This window comes from Halobellus marinus (genome assembly GCF_032113415.1).
In the GTDB taxonomy this organism is placed as follows: domain Archaea; phylum Halobacteriota; class Halobacteria; order Halobacteriales; family Haloferacaceae; genus Haloquadratum; species Haloquadratum marinus.
The window spans coordinates 1,355,549-1,381,974 of the sequence record NZ_CP134946.1 but is presented as its reverse complement, the minus strand read 5'-3'; the positions used below and the strand labels follow the sequence as shown (position 1 = coordinate 1,381,974).

18 protein-coding genes, 1 tRNA gene and 1 pseudogene are annotated in these 26,426 nt (G+C 64.0%); 9 read left to right on the top strand and 11 right to left on the bottom strand.

Annotation, left to right across the window (positions count from 1 at the left end; all coding sequences use genetic code 11):
• Window positions 1-86 precede the first annotated feature (86 nt).
• The 8 genes from RJT37_RS07085 (at window position 87) to RJT37_RS07050 (ending at window position 10,024) form a co-directional block, all read left to right on the top strand.
• Window positions 87-248: a hypothetical protein gene (locus tag RJT37_RS07085; protein WP_313688958.1), complete on the top strand. Its 162-nt coding sequence runs from the start codon at window positions 87-89 to the stop codon at window positions 246-248.
• A gap of 110 nt (window positions 249-358) precedes the next feature.
• The gene (locus RJT37_RS07080; RefSeq protein ID WP_313688957.1) at window positions 359-3,868 is read left to right on the top strand and encodes an ATPase, T2SS/T4P/T4SS family; all 3,510 of its coding nucleotides are present in this window, start codon (window positions 359-361) and stop codon (window positions 3,866-3,868) included.
• Window positions 3,865-5,910 (top strand): type II secretion system F family protein, encoded by a 2,046-nt coding sequence (locus tag RJT37_RS07075; RefSeq protein WP_313688955.1) that lies wholly within the window; start codon window positions 3,865-3,867, stop codon window positions 5,908-5,910. Before RJT37_RS07080 ends, RJT37_RS07075 begins: the two co-directional genes overlap by 4 nt.
• Window positions 5,910-6,431, top strand: a complete 522-nt coding sequence (locus RJT37_RS07070) for a DUF7287 family protein (protein ID WP_313688953.1) — start codon at window positions 5,910-5,912, stop codon at window positions 6,429-6,431. Before RJT37_RS07075 ends, RJT37_RS07070 begins: the two co-directional genes overlap by 1 nt.
• Window positions 6,431-7,015, top strand: coding sequence for a DUF7288 family protein (locus RJT37_RS07065; RefSeq protein WP_313688951.1), 585 nt, complete (start codon window positions 6,431-6,433; stop codon window positions 7,013-7,015). Before RJT37_RS07070 ends, RJT37_RS07065 begins: the two co-directional genes overlap by 1 nt.
• Complete coding sequence (locus RJT37_RS07060) at window positions 7,003-7,977, top strand: hypothetical protein (protein WP_313688949.1); 975 nt, start codon at window positions 7,003-7,005, stop codon at window positions 7,975-7,977. The genes RJT37_RS07065 and RJT37_RS07060 overlap by 13 nt, the downstream gene beginning before the upstream one ends.
• Complete coding sequence (locus RJT37_RS07055; RefSeq protein WP_313688947.1) at window positions 7,974-8,537, top strand: DUF7266 family protein; 564 nt, start codon at window positions 7,974-7,976, stop codon at window positions 8,535-8,537. Before RJT37_RS07060 ends, RJT37_RS07055 begins: the two co-directional genes overlap by 4 nt.
• On the top strand, window positions 8,534-10,024 hold the full coding sequence (locus RJT37_RS07050) for a DUF7289 family protein (protein ID WP_313688945.1): 1,491 nt from the start codon (window positions 8,534-8,536) through the stop codon (window positions 10,022-10,024). Before RJT37_RS07055 ends, RJT37_RS07050 begins: the two co-directional genes overlap by 4 nt.
• A gap of 73 nt (window positions 10,025-10,097) precedes the next feature.
• Here the strand turns inward: RJT37_RS07050 and RJT37_RS07045 are convergent, their stop codons facing one another.
• The 3 genes and pseudogenes from RJT37_RS07045 to RJT37_RS20645 form a co-directional block, all read right to left on the bottom strand.
• Window positions 10,098-10,469, bottom strand: coding sequence for an Ig-like domain-containing protein (locus RJT37_RS07045; protein ID WP_313688944.1), 372 nt, complete (start codon window positions 10,467-10,469; stop codon window positions 10,098-10,100).
• Window positions 10,470-10,511: 42 nt separating this feature from the next.
• Window positions 10,512-11,108 (bottom strand): DUF7289 family protein, encoded by a 597-nt coding sequence (locus RJT37_RS07040; protein WP_313688942.1) that lies wholly within the window; start codon window positions 11,106-11,108, stop codon window positions 10,512-10,514.
• 61 nt (window positions 11,109-11,169) lie between these two features.
• A pseudogene (locus RJT37_RS20645) lies at window positions 11,170-11,427 on the bottom strand (DUF7289 family protein); the annotation flags it as partial.
• 593 nt (window positions 11,428-12,020) lie between these two features.
• On the opposite strand from RJT37_RS20645, the gene RJT37_RS07035 reads away from it, so the two are divergent.
• Complete coding sequence (locus RJT37_RS07035; RefSeq protein ID WP_313688940.1) at window positions 12,021-15,152, top strand: right-handed parallel beta-helix repeat-containing protein; 3,132 nt, start codon at window positions 12,021-12,023, stop codon at window positions 15,150-15,152.
• A 76-nt stretch (window positions 15,153-15,228) separates the two neighbouring features.
• Here RJT37_RS07035 and RJT37_RS07030 read toward each other — a convergent pair whose 3' ends face one another.
• From RJT37_RS07030 to RJT37_RS06995, 8 genes are all read right to left on the bottom strand, one after another.
• Entirely contained in the window at window positions 15,229-15,801 is a 573-nt protein-coding gene (locus RJT37_RS07030; protein ID WP_313688938.1) for a type IV pilin N-terminal domain-containing protein, read from the bottom strand.
• A gap of 137 nt (window positions 15,802-15,938) precedes the next feature.
• The gene (gltB, locus tag RJT37_RS07025; RefSeq protein ID WP_313688937.1) at window positions 15,939-20,486 is read right to left on the bottom strand and encodes a glutamate synthase large subunit; all 4,548 of its coding nucleotides are present in this window, start codon (window positions 20,484-20,486) and stop codon (window positions 15,939-15,941) included.
• Between the two features lie 337 nt (window positions 20,487-20,823).
• Window positions 20,824-22,056 (bottom strand): UbiA family prenyltransferase, encoded by a 1,233-nt coding sequence (locus RJT37_RS07020; protein WP_313688936.1) that lies wholly within the window; start codon window positions 22,054-22,056, stop codon window positions 20,824-20,826.
• A gap of 227 nt (window positions 22,057-22,283) precedes the next feature.
• Window positions 22,284-22,928, bottom strand: coding sequence for a hypothetical protein (locus RJT37_RS07015; protein WP_313688935.1), 645 nt, complete (start codon window positions 22,926-22,928; stop codon window positions 22,284-22,286).
• A 283-nt stretch (window positions 22,929-23,211) separates the two neighbouring features.
• Window positions 23,212-24,213 (bottom strand): phosphotransferase family protein, encoded by a 1,002-nt coding sequence (locus RJT37_RS07010; RefSeq protein WP_313688933.1) that lies wholly within the window; start codon window positions 24,211-24,213, stop codon window positions 23,212-23,214.
• Entirely contained in the window at window positions 24,210-24,887 is a 678-nt protein-coding gene (locus RJT37_RS07005) for an HAD family hydrolase (protein ID WP_313688931.1), read from the bottom strand. Before RJT37_RS07005 ends, RJT37_RS07010 begins: the two co-directional genes overlap by 4 nt.
• A 201-nt stretch (window positions 24,888-25,088) precedes the next feature.
• A tRNA-Gly gene (locus RJT37_RS07000) sits at window positions 25,089-25,159 on the bottom strand.
• 187 nt (window positions 25,160-25,346) lie between these two features.
• Complete coding sequence (locus tag RJT37_RS06995) at window positions 25,347-26,411, bottom strand: NAD(P)/FAD-dependent oxidoreductase (RefSeq protein WP_313688929.1); 1,065 nt, start codon at window positions 26,409-26,411, stop codon at window positions 25,347-25,349.
• Between the last annotated feature and the right edge of the window lie 15 nt (window positions 26,412-26,426).

Here is a 26,426-nt window from a genome sequence, read left to right as displayed (position 1 = left end):
ATCCAATCGCACGTGGTCGTGTGATCGGATGCGCGAAGACTCGCAAACGCTACTATAATGCAGCGGGCGAGCGAATCTTCCGGCTGATGTCCGACGACGATAGTCCACAGAGGGATCCGCTCTCGCCGTACTACCCCGGGGACGTTCCCGAGGTCCCGGGGAACGGCCGGACGTGGTTCGCGGTACTGATCGCGGCGATGCTCCTTCTGGGAGCGGCCTACGGCGTCCTCTCGCTGCTTTTTTTCTGATTTGAGGGCCTCTCGTGTCAACCCCTCGGGATGTTTACCGGCGAATGACGACCGTCTGGACGGCCGAAGCGGCGGAAGTCTTTTTCCGTGGTGGTGACCACTGCTGAACGATGGCAACCGACGACGACGCGTCCCCCGCCAGTGGGGAGGGCGGTGACGCGTTAGAGGGGGACGGGGAGCAACCGCCGTCTACCCTCGAGGGGGATGTCGATGGGACCGCCGGGGAGGCGGAAGCAGCGTCGCCGGGTGCGACCGCCGACGAGGGACCGACGGTCGCCGTCGGCGAGTACACCTGGGCGGATTTCCTCGACGAATACGGCGTCGACGGCGACGTCGAGTCGCTGTACCGGGGGTACGATCCCCGGGAGCACGACGAGGAAGACGATAGCGGCGGCCGCTGGGACGACGGCGAGGAGGTGGCGATCCCGACGCCGACCCGCGCGGACTGGGACTCGGTGAGCGTCGACCCCGAGTCGTATCTGAACTTTCACCCCGTCGACGCCGACGACGAGGTCGAGTCGGCCGCGGAAACTGCGGCCCGCCTGTCGCAGTCCTTCGAGTCGTTCTGCGACCCCGAAACGACGCCCGTCGTCAAGGACGTCTGGCTCTGGGAACACTACAAACGGGAGTACTACTACGAGTCGGACGGCTCGCGGCCGCGTGACGACGAGGGCGAGATCGAGCGGTTCGACCCGGCCGCGGCCCTGGGATTCGATCCGGACGCAATCGAGGAGACGCTCGCCCACGGCGGGAGGCGCGCTTCGGAACTGAAAGAGATCGTCGACGAGCGGACCGTCGACGTCGCCCCCGAGTTCGACGAGGACGCCTTTTTCACCGACGCACGCGGGATGACGACCGTCGTCAACCGCTACGACCTCGAGAAGGCCGTCCCCTTCGAGAAGAAGACGCACTTCCGGGAGGTCGAACGCTACTGGGTCAACAAGCCCCACTCCTTTGTGATCATCTTCCACTCCCGGAAGGAAAACGAGAAGAAGTACTACGCGATCCAGCCCCACCAGAACCGGATCGAGGGCGAACTCGCGGAGTTCCTCACGGGGAAGCTCCGGACGGCGATCAAATACGACGACGACAGCGTCACGGCGGAGGGGACCGACAACCGACGGAGTGTGATCGAACAGCAGTCGCTGGAACTCCTCGAACGGTACGGTCTCTACGAGCCCCCCAGCGATCCGCGGGCCGCGGGGCTCTCGATACTCCCGAAACGAACCGTCGACGCCGAGGAGGACGGAGGGCTGCTCTCCGGTCTCGACGTGAACCTCGGGATCGGTGACGACGACGAGGACGACGTCGCCGAGTCGGAAGCGTCGCCGTCCGAACGGCGGATGGCCGTCTACGCCCGTCAGCTCGGAATCCACGAGGATTCGTTCGGCGGGCGACTCGACTGGCTCTTCGAGGCCGCAAGCGACGCCGCGGAGGGCGGACTCGAGGGAATCGCCGCGCGACCGGAGCCGGCGGTGCTCGCGGAGGATCCGACCGATCTGAGCGACTATCAGGTGGAAAAGCTGCTGTACGTCCTCCGGCGGGACTTCATCGGGTACGAGCGGATCGACCCGATCAAACACGACGTCAACGTCGAGGACATCTCCTGTGACGGGTACAACTCCCGGGTGTTCGTCTACCACTCCGACTACGAGCAGATCATCTCGAACGTCGAGCACGGCGAGGACGAACTCGACGACTTCGTCGTGAAACTCGCCCAGCGCTCCGGGAAGGGCATCTCCAAGCGGCGGCCACAGGTCGACGCGACGCTTCCCGACGGTTCGCGTGCGCAGTTGACGCTCGGGCGGGAAGTCTCCGATCACGGGACGAACTACACCATCCGGCAGTTCAAGGACGTCCCGCACACGCCGATCGACCTCGTCAACTGGAAGACATTCTCCTTAGAGGAGATGGCGTTCCTGTGGCTCTGCATCGAGAACGACAAGAGCCTGATCTTCGCCGGCGGGACCGCGTCCGGGAAGACGACCTCGCTGAACGCAGTGTCGCTTTTCATCCCCTCGAACGCGAAGATCGTCTCCATCGAGGACACCCGGGAGGTCGAACTCCCCCAACGGAACTGGGTCGCCTCCGTCACCCGACCCTCGTTCAGCGACGACGACCGCGGCGACGTCGACGAGTTCGACCTGCTGGAGGCCGCGCTCCGGCAACGGCCCGACTACATCGTGATGGGCGAGATCCGCGGCGAGGAGGGGCGGACGCTCTTCCAGGTGATGTCGACCGGCCACACCACCTACACGACCTTCCACGCCGACAGCGTCGGCGAGGTGCTCAAGCGCTTCACCACCGACCCGATCAACGTCTCGAAGACGATGTTCACGGCGCTGGATCTGGTGTCGATCCAGACCTCCACCCGCGTCAAGGGCGACAAGGTCAGGCGGAACAAGTCGCTGACCGAGATCAACCACTACGACGCCGAGAACGACGAGATCAACGTCCAGGACGTCTATCAGTGGCAGGCCGAGGGCGACGAGTTCCTCAAGATGGGGTCTTCGAACACCTTAGAGGACGTCCGGTTCGACCGCGGGTGGACCCGAGACGAACTCGACGAGGAACTGTTCAAGCGGCGCGTCGTCCTCGCGTACCTGATCGACCGCGGGTTCAACACGTACACGCAGGTGGCGGCGACGCTGCAGGCGTTCATCAACGACCAGGAGACGATCCTCGCGTTGATGGCTCGCGAGGAACTGGAACGCAGCCTCGAGGACCTCCGGGAGATGGAGTCGGTGCAGATCGACGTCGACCCCGAGAAGGAGAAGATGGTCCCGCGTCCCGACCCCGGCGAGGAGGTCAGTGCGCTGTGTAAGGAGATCCTCGAGGAGGCCGCAGAGAGGCTGTGGCCCGAGTACCGCGACCTGGAAGACGTCGACGTCGCCGACGCTTTAGTCGACGTCGAACCGGCACCTGACGTCACGCCCGCTGCGGGCGAACACTCGGAACTGGACTCGCTGGCGGCGGAAGCGGACGCCCCGGCGCTCGATGCCGGGCCGGACGAGAGCGACAGTGAACTCGACAGCGGCGAGTCCTCTGCGCCGGCGCTCGATGGAGTCGTCGACGAGGAGCCGTCCGACACCGTGGAGGATGGCGTCTCCGCGGGGACCGACGACACCGGCGAGTTCGGGACCGAAGCGGAACCCGACAGCGCCGACCAGTCCGAGGCGACAGCTGATGCGGACGTCCCACCCGGTTCGGCAGATGCCGACGTATCTCCCGACCCAACTGACGCGGAAGCGTCCTCCGGCACAGCAGACGCCGACGTCGTCGACGAGAGCAACACCCAGCAGGAGAGGGACTCCGAGGGTGACATCCCCAGCGGCGACGACGAGAGCGATCTCGGTGCGGATTCGGCGGTTCCCGCCGCTGAGGACGCTACGGAGGACGGCGAGTTCGGGATCGAGGATCTGCTCGAGGAACCGAGCGACGAAGGGACAGACGACGGGGAGTGGGACTTCGGCGAGTTCGAGCAGGTCGATCCCGACGAGGGCGAGGAGTCCGACGAGACGGGTATCAGCCCGGACGGCGGAGACGAAGCCGGATCGGCGGAAAGCGACGGTGAGGGGGCCGAAGACAGTACCGACGGCGCGCGGGGGTCGGAGGAATGAGCCTCGACGTCGGCGAGGGCGACGGCGGCGAACTCGACCGGAGCACCGACACGCTCGGCGACGCGTTCTATCCTCTCTTTCAATTCCTCTTCGACGAGGAGGGTGATTTCGTCGCGGACGTCGGTCGGAAGCTCGAACAGGCGCGGATGCCGGCGACGGTAGAACTGTATCTCTCGAACGCCCTGGCCATCGGCGTCATCTCGGGCGGTGCGCTCTGGCTGCTCGGCACGTTTATCGGCTGGGCGATCTTCGAGTTCGGCCTGGTCGCGCCCGAAGTTTTCAGTATCGGCCTGCCGGTGGGCGATGCCGCGACGGCGGCGGCGCTGAATGCGCTCACCGTCCCGGCGGTCACGATCGTCTCGGGAATCGTATTCGGGTCGATCGGGTTCGCCCTCGGGTTCGGCACGCTCGTGGCAGTCCCGTACTCGAAAGCGTCGGGGCGCAGGCGCGAGATCAATATGCTGCTGCCCGACGCGATCTCGTTTATGTACGCCCTCTCGGTCGGCGGGTTGAACCAACTGGAGATCCTGGAAGCGATGGGCCGCGCCGACGACACCTACGGCGAGGTCGCAAAGGAGTTCCGGAGCATCGTCCGCGAGACCGAGTACTTCGGCACCGACTACCGGAACGCGATCCGCGAGGGCGCGATGACCACGCCCTCCGAGGAGCTGTCGCAGTTTCTGACCGATATGCTGTCGATCGTCAACTCCGGCGGCGATATGGAGCGCTTCCTCGACGACAAGAAGGAAAAGCACCTGCGGACGGCCAAACAGGAACAGGAGACCGTTCTGGAGACGCTGGAACTGTTCGGCGAGATGTACATGACGTTGTCTTTGTTCCCCCTGCTACTCATCATTATCCTCGTCATTATGAGTATGCTGGGGCAGGCCCAGGACTTTCTCCTCTACGGGACCGTCTACGGCCTCATTCCGCTGACGGGCGTTGGATTCCTCGTGCTCGTTTCGACCGTCAAACAGGACGAGCCAGGCGACGGCTACCTCCAGCCGTCGAACAGCACCGATCGGCTGGAACAGGTCAACCGCGAGGGGTTGATCCACATGGGGTTGATCGAGAGCTTCATCGGCGAATTCAGGGTCTTCGAACACATCCGGGCGCGAGAGGGGACGTACAAGACGAAACAGTTGCTTCGGCAGCCGCATCTGTTCTTCCGGGATCACCCGCTGTACACGCTCATCCTGACCGTGCCGGCGTCGCTTGCACTCCTGGGCGTCGCCATCACGAGCGGGGCGGCGCCGCTGGGCTGGGAAGGGATGCTGAACAACCCCATCTGGGGCACGTTCATCTGGTGGTACGTGCCGGTGTACATCATCGGGATCCCGCTCGCGGTCTTTCACACCTGGAACGTGCGCTCCCGGAACGCCATCACCGGGAAGCTCTCCGACAACCTCCGGAAACTGTCGAGCGCCAACGACACCGGCCAGACCTTGCTGGAATCGATCGAGACGGTCGCAGCGACCTCCTCGGGGAAGCTCGCCGACGAGTTCGAGGTGATGCACGCCAAGGTGAACTACGGGATGAGCCTCCGGAGCGCCCTCGTAGAGTTCAACAACAAGTACCACATTCCGAGGCTCGCACGAACAGTCAAACTCATCTCGAAGGCACAGGAGGCCTCGAGTCAGATCACGGAGGTCCTGACGGCGGCGGCGCAGGCATCCGAAAATCAGGACGACATCGAAAGGGAGCGGAAGTCGCGAACCCGGATGCAGGTGGCGATCATCCTGATGACGTATCTGACGCTGCTCGGCGTGATGGCGATCCTGAAGACACAGTTCCTCGATGTGATGGCTGGACTCGCCTCCGAGGCCGGGTCAGGGGGCGGCGAAGCCGCAGGCGGCCTGAACTTCGGCGGCGGCATCAACATCGACCTGCTGTCGGTGCTTTTCTTCCACGCCGTGACGCTCCAGGCGGCACTGTCTGGCTTCATCAGCGGCTACATCCGTAACGCCGACATCGTCTCGGGAGTGAAGTTCGTGGTCATCCTGCAGACGATCGCGCTTTTGGTGTGGATGGTGGTCGGGTGATGTGTGCCGCAAAGCGCCGGGACAGAGAGCGGGGACGAGTCGGCCATCGGGCGCAGACGACGATCGATTTCGCGATCGGCATCGGCGTGTTCCTGCTCGTGGTCGCCTTCGTCGTCGCCTTCGTCCCGACGATCTTCACCCCGTTTCAGAGCGCCGAAGGGCCGGGGGCCGCAGACCGGATCGCGACGTCGCTGTCGACGGATCGACTCGGCGATCCCGCGACGCCGTACGTGCTGAACGACACCTGCACGAACGCCTTTTTCGACCAGTTGCACGGCGGCGCCGACGCCCCGACGTCGTGTGGGTTCGACACGACTGCTGACACGACCGACGAGATGTTCACGCCGGGCGCGACGCGGGACGTCAACGTCTCGATCCGGACGCTCGACGGGACGGTCGTCACCGACGGCGTGCAGTACACGGCAGGACCGCCGGTCACGGAGACGACTTCGGTGACTGCCGCGACGCGCGTGGTGTACGTCAACGGGGAACCGCACAGGCTGCTCGTGAGGACGTGGTGATGGACCGCGCACAGGCGCACACGCTGGAGGCGATCACCGCCGCGATGATCCTGATCTCCAGTCTCGTGTTCGCACTCCAGGTGACGGCCGTCACGCCGTTGACCGGCAGTACCTCGAGTCAGCACATCGAAAACCAGCAGGCAGCCGTCGCCGAGGGCGTCCTCGCGTCGGCCGAAGAGAACGGAACGTTGGCTGAGACGATCCTGTACTGGAACGAATCCGCCCGCAACTGGCACGGGGCGACCCGGGAGGGGTATGTCCGCGGCGGCCCCCCGACGACGTTTGGCGGCGTATTGAACGATACGTTCATCGAACGGGGCATCGCCTTCGACCTGACGGTCTACTATATCGACGAGGACGGGACCCGCCAGAGCCGAGCGATCGTCGACCTCGGCGAGCCGAGTGATCACGCCTCGACAGCGCGACAGCTGGTCACGCTCGCCGACGGCGATCACCTCGTCAACGCGGACGGCACCCGCTCGTCGTCGACGCTTTCGAACGCGTCCTACATCGTCGACGATGGGCACGCAGAGGGGGACCTGTACTCGGTTCTGGAGGTGGAGATCGTCGTATGGCGGATGTAACCGCTCGGGACGGTGAACGTGAGGGGCGTTCCCCAGACCACGACCGCGCCCAGTTGCTTCTGGTCGGCGCGCTCGCACTCGCAGTGCTTTTCGTCGCGCTGGCGTTGCTCCTGAACACGGCGATCTACACCGGCAATCTGGCCACGAGAGAGACCGGCGTCGACGCCGTCCCGGCCGTCGAGTACGTCGGAGAAACCCGGACGGCCGGCGTCGACACCATCCGATCAGTGAATCGCCTGAACAACACCTCGACGGATGCGCTGAACTCGGCGCTCAACGCGTCGATAGATCGGTGGGACGACCTGGCATCCCACCACCGCGCAGTCGCCGGGGACGGCGCAGCGGCCAGCGTCGTCGCCGTCACGAACGGCACGCGGATCCAGCAGGACGACGCCACCCGGAGCTACATCGACGAGAGCGGCACAGCAAACTGGACGGTCGCAGCCGACGCGGATCTCTCCGGTGTCAGGTCGCTGCGGCTGAAAGTCGACGAATCGACGCTCCCGGGCGGCTTCGCCGACGACGTCTTCCACATCAACGTCTCCTCCACCGAGGGAACCTGGAGCGTCTACGTCTATACCAACGCGGCCGACGACCCCGAGATACGCGTGTTCAACGACGGCAGCGAGGTCGCACAGTGTCCGGCCGGGTCGGTCACTGACGGGACGTTCGTAATCGACGTACCGAACGAATCCGTCGGCGGCGCGCCGTGTGCGGCGCTCGGCGACGTCGACGACGTCGGCACCGACGCCGCGATCAGATACCGGTACGGCAACGAGGCGGGCGGCACGTACACGATGGTCGTCGACGAGCCACCGTCGGCGCTGACGCTGCCGGGGCTCGTCGCGGCCGGCTCGGGACAGCCTTACTACACGCCGGCGATCTACAGCGCGGATCTCTCGGTGCGCTACCGCACGCCGGAACTGGACTACGAGGCTCGAATCGGGGTGCAGCCGCCGTGACGGAACAACGCGGACGGTCGCAGTGTGAGGATCACGGCGCGAGGGCCGACCGCGCGGTGTCGATTACGGTGAACTACGTCATCACGCTGAGCATCACGGCCGTGCTCATCTCCGGACTCCTCATCGGCGCCAGCGCGTACGTCGAGAGTCAGCGCGACCGCGTCGTCCGTGAGGAACTCGACGTCATCAGCCAGGGGCTCGCTGCCGGCATCGACGACGCCGACCGGCTCTCGCGGGCGGACGCAGAGTCCCGCTCCGTGCGTGTGGGCGTAGATCTCCCACGGCGGGTGGCGGGCGAGTCCTACCAGCTCCGAATCACGGAACTCGCGAACCCGCCCGACCAACCGGCCCAGTACGAACTGACGCTGCGATCGGCGCAGTCGGACGTGAGCGTTACGCTTACCCTCTCGACGCTCGTACCGATACAGGAAGGAACAGTGACAGGGGGACCGGTCGTCGTCCGACTGGACACGGCCGGGCCGGTGCTCGTCATCGAGGCGGGCGACTCGACAGGGTTGCCGTCGTTACGCCAACCGAATATCGGGGGAGCTACGATATGACCAACCGAGCACAGTCGTCGAATATCGGCTTCATTCTGCTCTTAGCCCTGACGATTACCGGGGCGGGAGTCATCGTCGCGGTCGGCTCCTCGGCGCTCGAGGACGTCCAAGAGCAGACGTCGCTCAGCCGCGCGGAGCACTCGATGACGCTGCTCGACGCCCGGGTGGCGACCGTCGGACTGGGCGAAAACTCGGTCCAGACTGTCCGACTCGGCCGCGCCGACAGCGGCGACTACACCGTCGAATCGGAGACCGGGTGGTTGCGGATCGAGCATCAGAACTACACCGCAAACGAGAGGGAAACGATCTACAACGCCAGCCTCGGCTCGATCACCTACCAGACCGCCGGAACCGAGGTCACCTACCAGGGCGGTGGCGTCTGGCGCCATCAGGACGGCGGGACATCGATGGTGTCGCCGCCGGAGTTCCACTACCGCGGAACGACGCTGACGCTACCAGTGCTGCGGATCCGCTCGAACGACGCCGCGACTGGAGATGCGACCGCGAGGATCCAGCGCGAGGGGGAGATAGTCCGGGTCTTCCCGAACGAGGCCGAATCGTACGACGTGACGGGCGAGCCGTACGTGAATCCGATCCGGGACGGAACCGCATCGGTGACCGTCCACAGTCGGTATTACAAGGGGTGGGCCGACTACTTCCGGACCCGCACCTCCGGGAACGTCTCCGTCGACGACGGAAACCGGACCGCGACTGTCGTTCTGGAGACCGCAGACATCGCCGGTCCCTTCGAGTTCCCCGAGAAAGGTGGGGAGGTGCCCGTCCGCCGTGTCCAGTCCGGTCACTCGATTACGGATTTCGAGACGTCGATCAAGAAAGACAGCGGGACGTTCAACAACCTCTACGTCTCCTTCTACATCGAGGAGGGTGACAAGGCCTACGAGGCGGCCGTCGAGGTCCCGAACGGGATCGGGAACAACTACTGTCAGGACGGCGATCCCGGCTCCGAGGAACTGACGATGGACGTCTACTACTACGACGATGGAACGCCGGAGGGCGTCCACCGATGGTCGAACGACAGTATCCCCTCGGACTCGGGCGACGTCCAGTTGGACTGCACCGAGGACGACGACACGGTGATCCGGATCGATTTCACCGGCACGGAGCAGAATTTGACGTACGGCGGCAGCAACGTCGGCGAGGAGACCGCCATCGACTGGGACGATCGCAACGACTCGGCGACCGCAAAGCCCGACCCGACCACGTTCGCTCACACGGACGATGACGGCGAGAACACCACGTACACCTACGGTGACAAACAGAACATCCGGATTCTCACTCGCCACTACTTCGCGACGTTCGGTCCGGACTTCGAGATCCGCGTCTTCCACGGGCCGGGCGACCGCGGAACGACGCAGATCGACACGAGCGGATCGGGCGGGACGCTCCGGTACGAGCGGGCCAGCGGCGGCGCGTACATCACCTACCTACACGTCACCGAGAACAACGTGAGCGTCGAACTGAACTGAGGGGGGAGTAGCGCGCTCACCGCACGCGGAGGCCTTCAGGGATGATTGCAGCACGCGGAGAGAGTCTATTATCTCACCGCGCGCGGAGCCCTTCAGTGAGGCTGAGGATGCCGTTGCCGACCTCGATGAGGACAGTTCGGTCGGGTTCCGGACCGAGTCGACAGCGGAGAGTCTCCGTTCGCTGCCTATCCAGGGTCGCCCGAATTTCGTACTCGCCGGCCGGAACCGCGTCGAGTTCGCTTTCTGTCGCGCCGGGCTGCAGGTAATATGAATCCTGGAAGACGGTGTCGCCGTCGAGCGTCGCGACTTCGAGACGGAGATCGTACGCTTCCCTGTGGGCGTAACTGCGGATGTGGAGGTCTTCGCTGTGGACGTGGACTGTTCTCGCGCCAGTCGCCTCGTCGTCGGTTCCGCCGCGTCGCTGCTTCGCTTGCTTCGGGGACATACCTACGCGTTCACTCAGAAACGTCAAATACCTAACTTAGGCTCAAAGCCCTCTTTGACTGTCCGCCCGACGACGCTGCCTCGTGGCTGGACGCCGTCCTGAAACAGGTTTACAGATTGCAAGCAGAATGCCCCGAGGCGATTCACGACGGTGCCAAGTGACTACTCGAAGGAGGTCCGCACACGGCTCCAGACGATCGTGACGCGGTCGACGTCGGTGGCGTTGCAGGATACCGTCCCGGAGCTTCCGGGGGGTGGCCGCGTCGACGACCGAACAGTCGAAGCCGACCGACTCGTAGTGGCGACCCCACGCTTCCGGATACGGCGTCGTGACGTTCACGCGGACCAGATCGTGGCCGCCAGCGTCGTCGTAGAACAGCCGGGAACGCGACGCGGCCGTCCGGATCCGGACTGTCTGTGAGCCACCGACGGCGACCGGCCCGGAGTGCTCCTGTCTGATCAGCGTGAGCTGAACCCGGTCGTCGTCGACGACCACGGGCGGGCCGCGAATCATCGCGGCGCCGCCGCCGGCACTGTCCCGGAGGACCGCACCGTTGCTGAGGCGGATCTCCCCGCCCGCCTCGATATTGTACACCAGCGGCGAGAGGGAAAACTCCCAGTTTCGGGGGGGTTCCGCCACCCTCCGGGTCGACGGTCACGTTCATCGAAGCGTCGTCGGCGGAGCGCAGAGTCGCCTCCGCGAGTTTGACCTCGGTACCCCGGCTCGGCGCGCCCTCCAGGACGTCGTCGACGTTGTCCGCGAGCACGTCGAACGCGCGCTGGGCGTTCTCGATCCGCTCTGCATCGCGTGTGGCTTCGAGTTCCGAGACGCCGATCGCGTAGACGGCGCCGACGGAGGCGACGATGAGCGAGAAGACGAGGACGAAGCTGATTGTCTCGCTGACCGCACGGTCGGTGCGCGCGGACGGACGCCAGCCACCGTCGCGGTCGCGTCTCATAGTTCCGGTTTTGCGGTGAGGGAGTTAAGGATACTGCCGGACGACCGCCGACCCGGCAGGACGCGTCCGCTTTTCGGCGTCGGTCGCTCGGTGGAAAGGGACTGGCGGTCAGAGCTTCGATATTTCCAGCGTCTCCTGTCCACACTGGGGACACGCCCGTGCGACGAACTCTCCGGTCTAGTCCATCAACTTCGTTCCTTCGTCGCGACAGTTCGTACAGGAAACTGGCGTCTCGCCGCTGTCCATTGCTTTCCCGACTATCGAGCGCTGGCTGCTCATACTGTCGGCTGTATGTCTATGAAGGATCTCGCGACCCCGGGGTCACGAATATCTTGCAATAGTACAGCCGACAGTATCAGTCTCCCCGGATGGTAGCTGGGGGCAATTCACGTCCATATCGGGGTGGTGCCGGTCATTACGTAGCGGATCGATACGGGTCGCTACAGATATGCATCCAACCGTGGCCCCGGTGTTTTTATAAATAGAAGGAGAATGATTACAGGTTGTGGGGCAGCTGGGTGACACTATTGACACGGGGGACTGACGACTGGCTGCAGGCGATTGGGGTCGCGTTCGTAGGCGTGATATTAGTGATGTCACTTATCGCGCCTGCAGCCACGGCTACGACACAGAGTGCAGACGTGACGTTCGTCGAGTCACAGATTACGACAGAGACTACCTGGACACCGGCAGAGGGGCCATATCGGGTGATTCAGGACATCGAAATCGCGCCGGGGGCGACACTGACGGTGGAACCGGGAACCAAGATCGAATTCGCCGAGGATATCACCGTCACCGTGAGTGGTTCACTCCAGGCACGCGGGACAGCCACCCGCCCGGTGGAGATCACACGATCCGACGGCGCAGCGGCGGACCGTCGCTGGGCAAGCCTCGAGTACAACGGGACCGAAAGGAGCACCCTTCGGCTCCGGAATACGACCCTTCGAGGCGGTAGCGCGGGGATTACCGTGGCGAGCGATGCGGGGACAGTCGCGATCGTCGATTCGAGGCTGCGTGATTTCACCAGTGCCGGCCTCGCGATCGATGAGACGACCGCAGCACCACCGATCACGGTCAGGAGGACGGCGTTTCGCGACATCGGAAGCCACGCGATTCAGGCGAGTCCGAACGCTGGTACGACTGACCGCGTCTCGTTGACGGCCACACCGGACACGATAGATGATGCTGCGGAGCATACGTTCGCATATCAGCCCGGTGTTGGTGTCTCGCTGGACTCGATCCAGCTCGACTATCGTTCGGACGGTTCCGTCGCAGCAGTGGGAGCAGACAGTATCGAACGCATCGGTCTCGACCGGAACCGAAACGGCAGCATCGAACGATCGTTTGCCGATTCGGTGGCTTCGGTTTCGTCGACAGACAGCCAACTGCAGATAGCGCTCTCCGAGTCCGTCCACGTCCCGGACGACGGACAGCTGATCGTCGAATACGAGGATGCGGTGAACCCGACGACACGCGGGATCTATCCGGTTGCGGTCACGCTGCAAAAAGGGGGAATCTCGCAGATCGCCGCCGGTGTCGAAGCACCCTTTGTCGTCGGAGATGTGACGTCTCCAGCCGAAGGAAGCCCGGAGGCCGAACAGCCGACGACACGAGTGAAGGGGCTTACCGTCGTCGACTCGGCGTTCAGTGAGGTCGACGGATCCGGCATCTTCGTCGCGGCCGACCGCGCCCGGCGCTTTCAGGCTTCGCGAAACCGGATCGACGGAGTAGACGGCAGTGGTGTCGTGGTTCGTGCGGAGGAAAGCGAGAGCTACTTCTGGTACAACACGATCACGGCCGCGAATGACGGTATTCGGATCGGTACCCGTACTGCCACGTCGATGACGGCCCACGGGAATCGGATTCACAACAGCCGAACTGGAATCCGAGTGCGGCAGTCTGAGACGGATAGTTACCGAACCGGAGACATCACACTGCGGGAAAATACGCTCACCAAAAACGCCGTCCACGGCATCGGCATAAGCACCCGGAGCCTCGAACTCGCGGTCGATCTCTCCAACAACACTGTTCGGGAGAACGGCCGTGACGGCGTACACGTCTTCGGGTGGATACTTCGCCGGGGAGAGATCAGCGGTAACGAGGTCGCTGACAACGGTGACGACGGTATTGCGATAGATGGCACCGTCGTCTCAAAGCTGTCACTCTACGATAATACTATCGAAGATAATTCCGCCGACGGTGTGGCGATCCGTACCGATGCCGCAGCACGTGCGCTCGACGTCCACAACAATACGGTCAAAAACAGTGGCGAACACGGGGTCACGGTTCAGTCGGACCTCCTCGTTCACGGAACCACGGTGAGTGAAAACCAACTCACGAATAACGCCGGGGCCGGACTCGTTGTGTCCAGCCCCATCACTCATCGCGGGAATCTCTCCGTTGCGAACAACGTGATCGCTGCAAACACCTACGGGATGGTTCTCCGGGGAGTGATGGAGACGACGGTTCGCGACAACGACATCGTGTTCAACACGAACCGCTTTGCTGATCCGGTCGAGATGCCGGATGTCCAGCCAGGGACGGGAAGCTACGTCGCTGAAGGCGCTGCCGGTGTGATCGTCAATCAGGCGCAGTCCGACGTCCCGCTCTCTGAACTCGTCTCGGATCCAGCAATCACCGAGGATCTCAGAGCTGTGCGGCTCTGGGAAGGAACGGTGGCTGTCTTACGCACGGACGGACCCAGTGAAACCCGGACCGCCGAGCGGAGTGCCCTCACACTCCGACGAGTGAGCGGCGACATCCCCACCGGAATACGCGTCGCAAAAACTGGGTCGGCAAACAGGAGCTATCAGTTCACCGACAACGGTCTGTACGGGCAAGACCGCGGCCTGACAGTCGATATCGCACCATTCATCACGGCCAACACGACCGCGCTCATCATCCCCGAATCGAGTCGGACAGTCCACGCCGAATCCAATTACTGGGGGAGTCGTCGTGGCCCGTATCACTCGTCAATTCTCCCGGAAGGAGATGGGAATCCGGTCGTCACAAAACGTGGCTGGGTCGACTTCGTTCCGTTCCGGGAAACGGCGCCTGACGCCGAGTACACTCGCCCGACTGCGACGATCGACACCCCGATGAACCCTCGGCCGGGAGATGACATCCGACTCTCCGCGAGTGACTCGGCAAGCGAGCAGGGGTCGATCGTCCGGTACCGGTTCAGCGTCAACGGGGACGCGCAATCGGTTACCGATCGCCCGACGGACAGTTTCGAGATGCCGGACGAGCCGGTCGAGGTGAGCCTCGTCGTCGAAGACAACCTGGGAATCGACAGCAACACGACCTCGATCACGATCGAACCGGGAACAGCAACGACAACTGCGACGCCAGCGTCAGCAGCAGCCGAGACGGGGACCTCACCGACACCGTCGACAGCCACAACGCCGGGAGAGACACCGCCGCCGGCGGATTCGGCACCGACACTACTCGGTAGCCTGAACTCGATCTGGGGCATACTCGGCGGGGTGTTCTATCTACTGGCACTGGTTTTCGGCGGCTACGGAATGGCACTGACAGTGACGAACCGCTCTCCCCCCGTCGATGGACTGCAGATACAGGCTCTCGCGGGGGTTGGTGTGTTGATCTGGATCGTCGCCGGATTCATCGGTTCTGGCCCGTTGCTGACCGTTGGCATAGCCGCGGCAGTCGCGTGGGGTGCGCTGACGGGAGCCGCATACCTGATCGCAACACGAGGGCTAGTGTAATCGGAACACGCGAGGGGCAACTCGGCACCACCGGCCACGTCGACGAGCAGGTGTCGTTATCGCGGCCGTCAGCGACTCACGCGGTCAGTTCTTTGTCGATAACGACCGCCTGAGACGGTTTGTGGACGATCTCTACTGACACCTCGCTTCCCTGCGTCAGTGAACACTTGCTGTCCGGTATCCGAAAGATGATGACGTCACCGGCGGTGAACTGTCCACCCTGGAGCAGCGCCCCACCGTTGTCGACGCCCGCCACGCTATTGTCGATCAGGTTTAACGAACGTTCGTCGAAAATATTGTCGCCCTCGATTTGGCCGTCGGATTCGCGGATCGCGTTCCCCGATCCCGCGGGGAGGTTGACGATCCGCCCCCGTCTCGTCCCGTCGCTGCATTCGGCCCGCACCGAGATTTCGATCTCCGATATCGTGAGTGGATCACCGGAAACGTGTGTGATCTTGACGATCCCACCGCTGTTTCCGTCCTGCGGGAGAAACGCTCCGTCTGACTGTGCGACGTTCGGCGCAGGTTCCCGAAGTTCGTCGGTGAATCCGAACATCACGGTGGATATCGTCGCTGCGAGAATTACGACGATGCCAACTAGAAGTATAGTAGCAATAACATAGGAGGTAGCCCGGGATCGCCGCACCATACCGGAGTTAGCCCTGGCGAAGGTATACCGCTTCCCTTGTGGACGCGCGAACGATCGGTTCGCGGCTCGGCCCTTCCGCGTGCCTCCGAGGACGAACGGGAGCGGAGGAACCGAGAAAACGCCGTCCGGAATCCGGCTCAGTCGTCGCTGGTCTGGGCGACCGCGTCGCTGTCGTCGCCGGGGGGCGTCGCCCCCGCCGCGGGCGGGAGCTCCTTCCGGACGTCGTCGCGTGCGCGCTCCTCGATGACCTCCGCGTAGGCGTCGGGCATCACCTTCACGAAGTCGGAGACAACGTTTGCCCAGTCGTCGAGCATCCACGCCGCGCGGTCGCTGTCGGTATAGGTCGCGTGGTTCTCGACGAGCCGGCGGAGCATCTGTCTGTCGAGGACCTCAAGCGTCTCCGACAGCGAGACCATCCCGGTGTTGGTCTTGTCGGCGAACTCGTCGTCGGGGTCGTAGACGTAGGCCACGCCGCCGGACATCCCGGCCGCGAAGTTCCGTCCCGTGTCGCCGAGCACGGCGACGACACCGCCGGTCATGTACTCACAGCCGTGGTCGCCGACGCCTTCGACGACGGCCTTCACGCCGGAGTTGCGGACGGCGAAGCGCTCGCCGGCGACGCCGTTGACGTACATCTCGCCCTGCGTCGCGCCGTAGAGTGCCACGTTGCCGATCAGGACGTTCTCGTCGGCCTCGTAGGCGGCGTTCTCCGGCGTCTGGACGATCAGCTTGCCGCCGGAGAGGCCCTTGCCGATGTAGTCGTTGGCCGCCCCGGTGAGGTGCATCGTCACTCCCCCGGCGAGGAAGGCGCCGAAAGACTGGCCGGCGATGCCGTCGAAGTCACAGCGGATGGTATCGTCCGGGAGCCCGTCGCCGCCGTACGTCGCGGAGATGCGATTCGACAGCATCGCGCCGACCGCGCGGTCGACGTTCGAGACCGCCGAGTCGATCGCGACGGGCTCGCCGCCTTCGAGCGCCGGTTCGGCGCGCTCGATGAGTTCGTGATCCAGCTGGGCGGCGACCCCGGCGTGGATCTGTTCCTCCGTCTTCTGCCGCGTGTCGCCGGCGGGCTCGGCGATGACGTCCGAGAGATCCAGGTGTCTGGCCTTCTCGTGGTCGGTCTCCCGCTGGGTGAGCAGCGAGGGGCGCCCGATCATCTCCTCCAGCGACCGGAAGCCCAGTTCCGCCATAATCTCTCTGAGCTCTTGGGCGATGAACGTCAGATAGTTGATGACGTGGTCGGGCTGGCCGGGGAAGCGGTTCCGGAGTTTTTCGCGCTGGGTAGCGACGCCGACCGGACAGGTGTTCTCGTGACACTGCCTCGCCATCACACAGCCGGAGGTGACGAGCGAGGCCGTCCCGAAGACGTACTCCTCGCCGCCGAGCAGCGCCGCGACCGCGACGTCGCGGCCGGTCTTCATCCCGCCATCGACCGTGACGCGGATCCGCGAGCGCAGGTCCGTCGCCCGCAGCATCTGGTTCGCCTCGGCCAGGCCGAGTTCCCACGGCAGGCCGGCGTTCTTGATCGACGTCTTCGGCGACGCCCCGGTCCCACCGTCGTGGCCGGAGATGTGGACCACGTCGGCGTTGGCCTTCGCGACGCCGGCCGCGATGGTGCCGATGCCGGCCTCCGAGACGAGTTTGACGTTGATGTCGGCCTCGGGGTTGGCCGCCTTCAGGTCGTGGATGAGCTGTTTGAGGTCCTCGATCGAGTAGATGTCGTGCAGCGGCGGCGGGGAGATGAGGCCGACACCCGGCGTCGCAAACCGGACGTGGGCGATCATCTCGTTGACCTTCTTGCCCGGGAGGTGCCCGCCCTCGCCCGGCTTCGAGCCCTGTGCCATCTTGATCTGCAGTTCGTCGGCGTTCGTGAGGTACTCGGAGGTGACGCCGAAGCGCCCGGAGGCGACTTGCTTGACGTTACACTCCTTTTCGGTGCCGAACCGCTCGGGCGGTTCGCCGCCCTCGCCGGTGTTGGACTTGCCGCCGAGGCGGTTCATCGCCATCGAGTTGTTCTCGTGGGCCTCCGGCGAGAGGCTGCCGAGCGACATCGCGGCCGTCGAGAACCGCTGGACGATCTCCTCGACCGGCTCGACCTCCTCGATCGGGACCGACTCCCGGTCGGAGTCGAACTCCAAGAGGCCGCGTAGCGTCTGCAGCTCCTCGGTCTGGTCGTTGATGAGTTCGGCGAACTCCTGGTACTTCTCGTAGTCGCCCGATCTGACCGCCTGCTGGATCGTCCCGACAGTCTGGGGGTTCCACTGGTGGTGGATGCCGTCGGAGCGGTGTTCGTACTCGCCCTGGCGTTCCAGTTGCGGGTCGTCGCCGAACGCGACGGTATGTCGCGTGCGAACGTCCTCCTCGATCACGTCGATGCCGATGCCCTCCGTGCGGATCTCCGTCCCCTCGAAGTACTCGGCGACGAACTCGGAGTCGAGGCCGACCGCCTCGAAGATCTGGGCGCCCTGGTAGGACTCGACCGTCGAGATGCCCATCTTGGCCATCGTCTTCAGCAGGCCGTCCTCCAGCGCCTTCTTGTACGCCGCGATCGCTTCGGACTCGTCGGCCCCGTCGGGACCGGCGACGACGTCGGCGATCGTCTGGTAGGCGAGGTAGGGGTTGACGGCGTCGGCGCCGTACCCGACGAGCGTCGCGATGTGGTGGACCTCTCGGGGGTCACCGGATTCGACGACGAGGCCCGCGTGGTTCCGGAGCCCGTTGCGGACGAGACAGTGATGCACCGCGCCCGTGACGAGCAGACTCGGGATCGCGACCCTGTCCGGGCCGAGGTTCCGGTCCGAGAGGACGACGACGTCGGCGCCCGACTCGATGGCCGCGGCGGCGTCCTCGCGGACGCGCTCGACGGCCGCCTCGAGGGAGCGCTCGCGATCGTAGGTGATGTCGACGATCGTCGATGACATCGCGTCGCCGTCGGCCTCGCCCAGGGATCTGATGCTCGCCGTCTGCGCGTCGGTCAGCACGGGCGAGTCGAGCACGAGTTGGCGGGCGTGCGCCGGCGTCTCGTCGAGAAGGTTTCGCTGGGCGCCGAGTCTGGATTCCAGCGACGTGACCAGTTCCTCGCGGATGTAGTCCAGCGGCGGGTTGGTGACCTGCGCGAACAGCTGCTTGAAGTAGGTGAAAAGCGGCCGGTTGAAGTCCGACAGCACCGAAAGCGGCGTGTCGTCGCCCATCGATCCGACGGGGTCTTTGCCGTCTTTGGCCATCGGCTCAATGAGGTGACTCAACTGGTCGTGAGTGTAGCCGAACGCGGCCTGCGCCGCCCGGAGGTGCTCGAACTCGTCGCGGGGGGCGTAGTCGTCGGTGTCGACCATCGCTTCGAGCTGTCGTTGCTCCTCGTCGACCCACTCGCCGTACTTCTCGTCGGTCAGTGACTCGAAAACCTCCTCGTCGGGGATGACGCGCCCCTCCTCGGGGTCGGCCACGAACAGCTGGCCCGGCTGGAGCCGGCCGCGTTCGCGGATCTCGCTGGGGTCGGTGTCGAGCGCGCCGACCTCGCTGGCCATCACGAGCGTGTTGTCCGTCGTCACGTCGTAGCGGCACGGCCGGAGGCCGTTCCGGTCGAGGACGGCGGCGACGCGGTCGCCGTCGGTGGCGGCCACGAGCGCGGGGCCGTCCCACGGCTCGATCAGCGAGGCGTGGTAGTCGTACCACGCGCGGCGGTCGTCGTTCATCCGCTCGTCGCCGCGGAACGCCTCCGGGATCAGCATCCGGAGGACGTGCGGGAGGTCACGGCCGCCCTGCAGCAGCAGTTCGACGGCGTTGTCGACCGACGCGGTGTCGGACTGGTCGGGGTCGTTGATGATCGGCTTCAGCGTTTCGAGGTCGTCGCCGAAGGCCTCGTGTTCGAGGTCCGTCTCTCGACTCCGCATCCAGTTGATGTTCCCCTGGATGGTGTTGATCTCGCCGTTGTGGATGATGTGCCGGTAGGGGTGGGCGAGGTGCCACGCGCCCAGCGTATTCGTCGAGAATCGTGCGTGCACCAGCGTCAGTGTGGTCCGCAGGCGCTCGTCGTCCAGATCCGGGTAGTAGTCCGCGAGCTGCTCGCCCTTCAGCAGCCCCTTGTAGGTGAGCGTCTTCCGCGAGAGCGAACAGATGTAGAAGCGCGCCGAGGCCTCCGAATCCAGTTCCCCGATCTCGTTTTCGACAGCCCGCCGCGAGACGTACAGCGCGCGGTCGAAGGCGTCGGCGTCGAGGTCCTCGTCGGGAACGACGAACGCCTGCCAGACGTCGGGTTCGGAGTTCAGCGCCGTCGTACCGAGATCCGAATTGTCGGTCGGTACGTCTCGCCAGTGAACGACGTCGAGGCCGTGTTCACCGAGAACGCGTTCGAAGATCGTGACGAGGCCGGTCCGAGCGGCGTCGTCCTGCGGCATAAAGATCGAGCCGACCGCATACTCCTCGGGGAGATCGACGTCGACGACCGCATCGAAGAACTCGTCGGGGCGCTGTACCATAATCCCGGCCCCGTCGCCGGTGTTTTCCTCCGCACCGGTCGTCCCGCGATGTTCGAGGTTCTCCAGCAGTTCGATCCCGTCTGCAACAGTCTCGTGCGATCGACCGCCGTCGAGATCGATGACGGCGCCGACACCGCAGTTCGACCGTTCGTCCGTCGGATCCGCGAGACCGACGGACTCGTCGGTCGTGTCTCTCTGTGGCTTGGTCATACGTCTCAATCGGGGTGGGTCCTAAAGGGTCTTCTCCTCAAACAATAAGGGTACACTAACCACATATAAGGGCATTAATACAATACAAACGTGAGTGAATTACCGTTCGACAGGCGACGAACGGAAAGAACGATCGTGACAGTCACTTGGCAGTCGAAGATGCGAGCGGATCGAGGCTACGAGTCTGGCGACCGGCAGCAGACACGCAACGGCCGCGACAGGTCGCCCTGACGTCCCTCTTGGATCTGACGCCCCGATAGAACAGAGAGATATTATCGGAATACAGGACGGGGAAGTACAAAACCGACTCTCTGTTCGGCTAGATTGCGGTCGATACTTAAGCGGAGTTGTCCGTTGTCGAGTCAGTGTCCGAACTGCCCGCTGTTGTGTCGCTGTCTGCAACCATCGAGTCCGCGGACACAGTTCGAATCGCCTCGTGAATACCCAAAACGAGGCCCGGAACGACGATCATAAACAGATGTTCCTCGATCGGAATGCCGAACAGATCGTGCCCCGTCCGCAGCGTAATCTCGAAGACACCAACTTCCAGTGTGTACCAATCCCAGAGGTACGCGATGGGATACAGTGCAGCGATCGTGTACGCAGCACTGCGAAGCGCGTCGGCGTAGGACAGCAGTCCAAGCGCGACTGCGCCGAAGAAGAGCTCCGTTGTGAGATAGGTGTACGGCCCGAGTGCGGTAATATCCGGAAGCACGAGCCCGGAGAGCGGGCGGAACCAGACAGCCACGAACAGCAGTGCCAGAAAGACGTACGCACCCCGAATCAGTAGCATCGTCGCGATCGTCGGCTCCGCACGGATCGCGATCAGCACGATCGTGACAAAGGCGAGTGCGGCAAGCGGTGAGGCTGGTGGAAAGGCCCCGCCGAGCGTTCCCCAGAGCACACCTACGAGACCGAAAAACAGGAGCGCGGCAGCCACTCGCCGTGCCGGCCGGGGGCCGAGTAGCACGGAGACGGTCCGTTTGTCGATCGATCGGTCGTACGCGTAATCCTGCTCGTCGTCGATGATCTTGACACCGGCCAACGTCACAAGAAAGACGAGGGCGAATCCGATCGCCGCCGGAGTGAGAGTCGCGGTCTGGACGTAGAAGCCGCCGAGGATCGCAAGCGCGATCCCGGTCGGATAGCCCAGAGTCGTCGTGACTGGATTCGTGTCTAACTGTGGCGCGTGGAGATAGCCGACGAACCAGGTCGGGAGTGTGATGAGTGACGCTCCTGGCCCCACAACAATCCCGAGCGAGAGAGTACAGGCTGAGAAACCGAGGGCTGCACCGAAGAGTGCGAATCGACAACCACGCATCGACATCGGGTGATCATCGTCCTCCCCTCGGAGATAGAAGTCGACGTAGCCGTCTTTCACGTGGGCAGTGTACACGGCGAAGAACATCGCGGTCATATGGAGTGCGCCGATGGCGATCGCGAACTGGCCAGCGACAGCAGCACCGAACCAGGAGGCAGCAAGCGGCGGCAGCATAAACACGGGATGAATCTGGGAGAGCAGCGCTCGGACATCCGCACTGACACTACTTTTGTGTCGTGCGATAGCCATATTCTCACCAGGGAGTGAGAGCGATTAACACTGTTGGAGAACTTCGGGACCAGTGAATCGTATCGCAGGCTTGCTCACAACCGAATAGTTGAAGCGCGCTGTTTTCGTCCCCTGTATCGGTCGCATAGTATCTGACACCAAGGCAGATCAATTCGGCGTATGCAAGGCACAGATCGCGAGTTAGTCACGGGAAGATAGTCGAGTCCGAACGATCAGGATCGGGAGCCTCACGCGGCCGAATCCGACGAGGTCCCTTCGACAGCGGTAATCTCGGCATCCCCCGTACGGACGAGGTACCCCAATCCCAGGTTCGCAAGCACTAGCATCGCCACCACGCCAATGATTTTCGCGAGTGGGTTGTACCCCGCGATACCGGTCCCGATGTTGGTCAAAAACGTGGCCACGAGCACGAGGAATAGCACCCCGACGCGCTGGCTGTAGAGCGTCGTCCTGAGCGATGCGACCCCGTACAGGCCGAACCCTAACACGATGCCAAGGAAAACGCCCGGCAGGAAGAACATCGTGTACTCCTCGAGCGCACCGGGAATGACCCCAGCGATAACCCCGTACGAGGTCACCGCCATCGCCAGCATCGTGAGCAATCCGATTACCGCAAACACACCGCCGATCCGCGGCAGCCACTTGCTCCGCTCGGACAGTTTCGGATAGAATCCGAGGAGCGCGAGGAAAGAACACGTCCAAGCGGTCCCGATCAAGCCCTGTCCCAGCGTCAGATACTGGCTCTCCGTTCCGACTGCGAGATTATACAGCAGGATAGTCAGATCACCAGCGAACACCACCCCAGCGATTATGAACAGGAGTCCACGCCACGATTCGAGCGTCTTCAGACTATCTGTGTTAACTTTTAACATACATAAATAATAATGTTAAATTAGTATAATTGTTTCCACTGCTTTCAGCCGAGCGGCACCGAACAATGCTCTCAGGGGAATAAATCATCCGAGTACAGGACGAGCCGATAGCCGTCGCCGGCTTCTGTTCGCGTTCAGACGTCGCGGGGCGGCAGCATTCGCTCCTTCGCCACTCCGTTCACCGGCTCCTGCTCCGTGCGACTCATACTGTCGGCTATAACTATTGCGAGAGATTCGCGACTCCGGGGTCGCGAAATTCTTCACAGACTTGTAGCCGACAGTATCACCAGGCCGCGTGGTGCGTTCCTGCGAGTGCTGTTTCGAGTGAGTTGCGATGGAAAGCAACAGCACCCTCGCGGTCTAGCTCCGGATACCGTGGGTTGGTCACACGCCGTGCGGAGTCGACGGCGCTATCGGCGATTGCGGCAACGCGGTGGGCCGTGGGGACGTCTGGGTAGGGCCGCACACGTTCGTAGCCAGTTCGAAACGCCACCCGGAGGGGCGCAGGCTCGCTCACGTACCAATCGGCGACGAGATACTCCGCTTTCGCGACCGACAGCGGTGCCGGAGCGGCCAGCGGAGCTTCCCAGTCCAGCACGGCCGTCACCCGGTCGTCGGCAACGAGGGCGTTCCCGGGCCGGAAGTCCCACGGATAGAGTCGTGCCTGTGGGCTCCCGTCGATCGCCGGCTGATCGAACAGTCCTCGCAGATCGGATCGCAGCGGGTCGAACTCCTCCGGAAGGCGGTTCACCGCCCCCAGGCCGTACTCCCGGAACCACTCCTCCCAGTCCTCGTACGCTGGCGAAAGCACGTCACCGGGCGGCGAGAACTCACCCGGTGATTCGAGCCGGCCGTAGCTGTCGAACAGAAACACGTCGTGAAGTTGCGCCAGGTAACTTCCGAACGACCGCGCGAGCAGCGTTCTCACCTCGGGATCCGCCGCGGTAAACTGCTCGTGGAGGTCTTCGCCAGCGACGTAGGCGGTAAGTAGGTACGCGACACCGTCGTGTTCACCCGCCGAAAGCACCGGCGGCACCGGCACCCCCGTCCGGTCGCGGATCAGGGACAAAAGCGTCGCCTCGGTCCGCAGCCACCTCACCTCCGCGCATACCTGCACGACAACCGGTCCCCGCCTCTCGAACCGAGCGATCGCGGTCCGTTTTCTGTTGCCACGAGGGATCGGCTCCACGGCTGTTACGTTCGCTTCCAGCGTTCGGAGTGCCGCTCGTGCACCGGCCCGCACTCGCTCGTCCCCGAAGGCGTCCCCAGGTAGCTTCCCGGTCATCGCTCCCCCTCGAGTATCGCCGGCAGCTCCGACAGCGAGTCGATCACGTATTCGGGTTCGTAGGGGGCTGCAGCACTCCCCTCGCTACGCAGCCACGCGACCGGGAGTCCGGCATTTTGTGCGCCAGAAACGTCGTATGCAAGCGAGTTGCCGACGTACAGCGCCCGTTCGGACGACGTCTCGAGTTCCGCGAGCGCGCGATGGAACGGTAACGCGTGTGGCTTCTTTCGGTGCAAGTCGGCGGCGTAAACTACAGAGTCGAGGCGGTCGAGGACGCCCAGTGCGCAGAGTTTCGGCTCCTGGCGCTCTTTCGGTCCATTCGTGACGACGCCGACCCCACCGCAGCCGGCAGCACTGTCAAGTGCCGCGTTTGCCCCCTCGGTGAACGCAACTGCAGAGTCGTCGACGAACTCACGGAGTGCCGCAGCGAGGGCCAGCGGGTCGACGTCGGTACGACTGTTTTGGGCGGCGAGACGGGCAAATCCTGCGCCGATATACCCCGTCCAGTCGTCGTGATCCGGCGGGCCGTCGAGTGCGGCCCAGAGGTCTGCCGGTTCGCCGAAGGGTGTCGCACCGACGTGCTCGAACGCCGCCGCATACACAGCCGCCGTATCCTGTGTCCGACGACAGAGTGTCCCGTCAAGGTCGAATAACACGGCATCGAAGGCTGACACGGCTACCTATTGGTGTGAACGGACAAAAACCATCGCACGGGCGATCGAATCACAACCCTCGTCGATTCCTCTCACGTTCGCTCGAGAACTGCGCCGGCCGGGATTGTGAACCACGGTCGCTCTGCTCATTGCGTTCGCGCCGCTCCCTGATTCAAATCGCCGGCAGGGCGATTTCTCTGCTCACTCCGTTCGCCGAAGAAATGCGCCGGCCGGGATTTGAACCCGGGCCATGAGCTTGGAAGGCTCAGGTCCTACCACTAGACCACCGGCGCGCTACGGGCGAACACCACTCGGAGCGGTGTCGGCCGTCACCTGCCACTTTCCGGTCCCCGGATAAGGACCTTACCCTTTCGGGCTGTCAAACTGGGTCTCAAATCAGAAGACCGAGTGTCGTCTCTTACCGCCGGGGCACCGTCAACGTGGGTGGCACTCGGCGAGAACAAGTGAGAGTGATCGGTATCAGTCGTCAGCGGGCGATTCGGCCTCCGGTTGCTCGATCGGCGGTGCGCGCGCCTCCTCGAAGTCATCGGCAGCGGCGTGGACGCGCTCACCGATGCCCGGGACGGCCCCGGCGTCGACGGGACCGTCCGCGCGGATCGATTCGAGATCCCGCGGGAACTCCCGGAGGCCGTAGTGGATGTCGATACCGGCCTGGACGCCCTCGCCCATCGCGGCCGGAATCTGGTTGTGGCCGGGCGTGAGGTCGCCGACGGCGTAGACGCCGTCGACGGTCGTCTCCCCCGACTCACCGACGGCGACCGTACCGTCGTCGTTCAGTTCACAGCCGAGTTGCTCGGGGAGGTCGGTGTTGTAGTCCGAGCCGTACATCGGGAAGCCGCCGCGGTAGTTGCGGACGGTGCCGTCTTCGAACTCGAATGCTTCGAGCCAACCGTCGTCGCTCTTTTGCATTCCCGTGATCTCCGATTCGACGATCCCGATCGGATGTCCGCGGAGCTGTTCGTCCGTCTCTGCGCTCCACTCGGGCTCTGCCCCGCGGAGCAGAATATCCACGTCGTCGGTGAAGTTGAGCATAATCATCGCGACGTGGGCGGCCGCCTCGCCGGTTCCCATCACGTACACCGGCCGGTCGATGAACATATACGCGTCACAGTGCAGGCAGTAGTGCAGACCCTTTCCGGTCCGGGGAAGCGGCGGCTCCGGCCGCTCGTCGCTGAAGCCGACGCCGAGAACGACCCGCTCGGCGAGGTACGTCCGTTCGTTGCCGACGAGCCGGAAACGGCCGTCGTCCGTCTCGTCGGCCTCGGTAACGAAGTCGCGGACGACGTCGCCGCCGTAGGACTCCACCTGCTCTCTCGCCGTCGCGAGGAACTCGTTGCCCGACGTCTCCTCGGTGACGCCGATCACGTTGTGGGTGTCGAGCATCATCGCCGCGCGGCCCCCGCCGCGGTCGACGACCGCCGTGTCGTGGCCCAGCCGCGTCGTATACAGCGCCGTCTGCAACCCCGCCGGCCCGCCACCGACGACGACCACCTCGTACTCGGATGTGTCCGCTGTCTCGCTCATTCGAGTCGTACTACT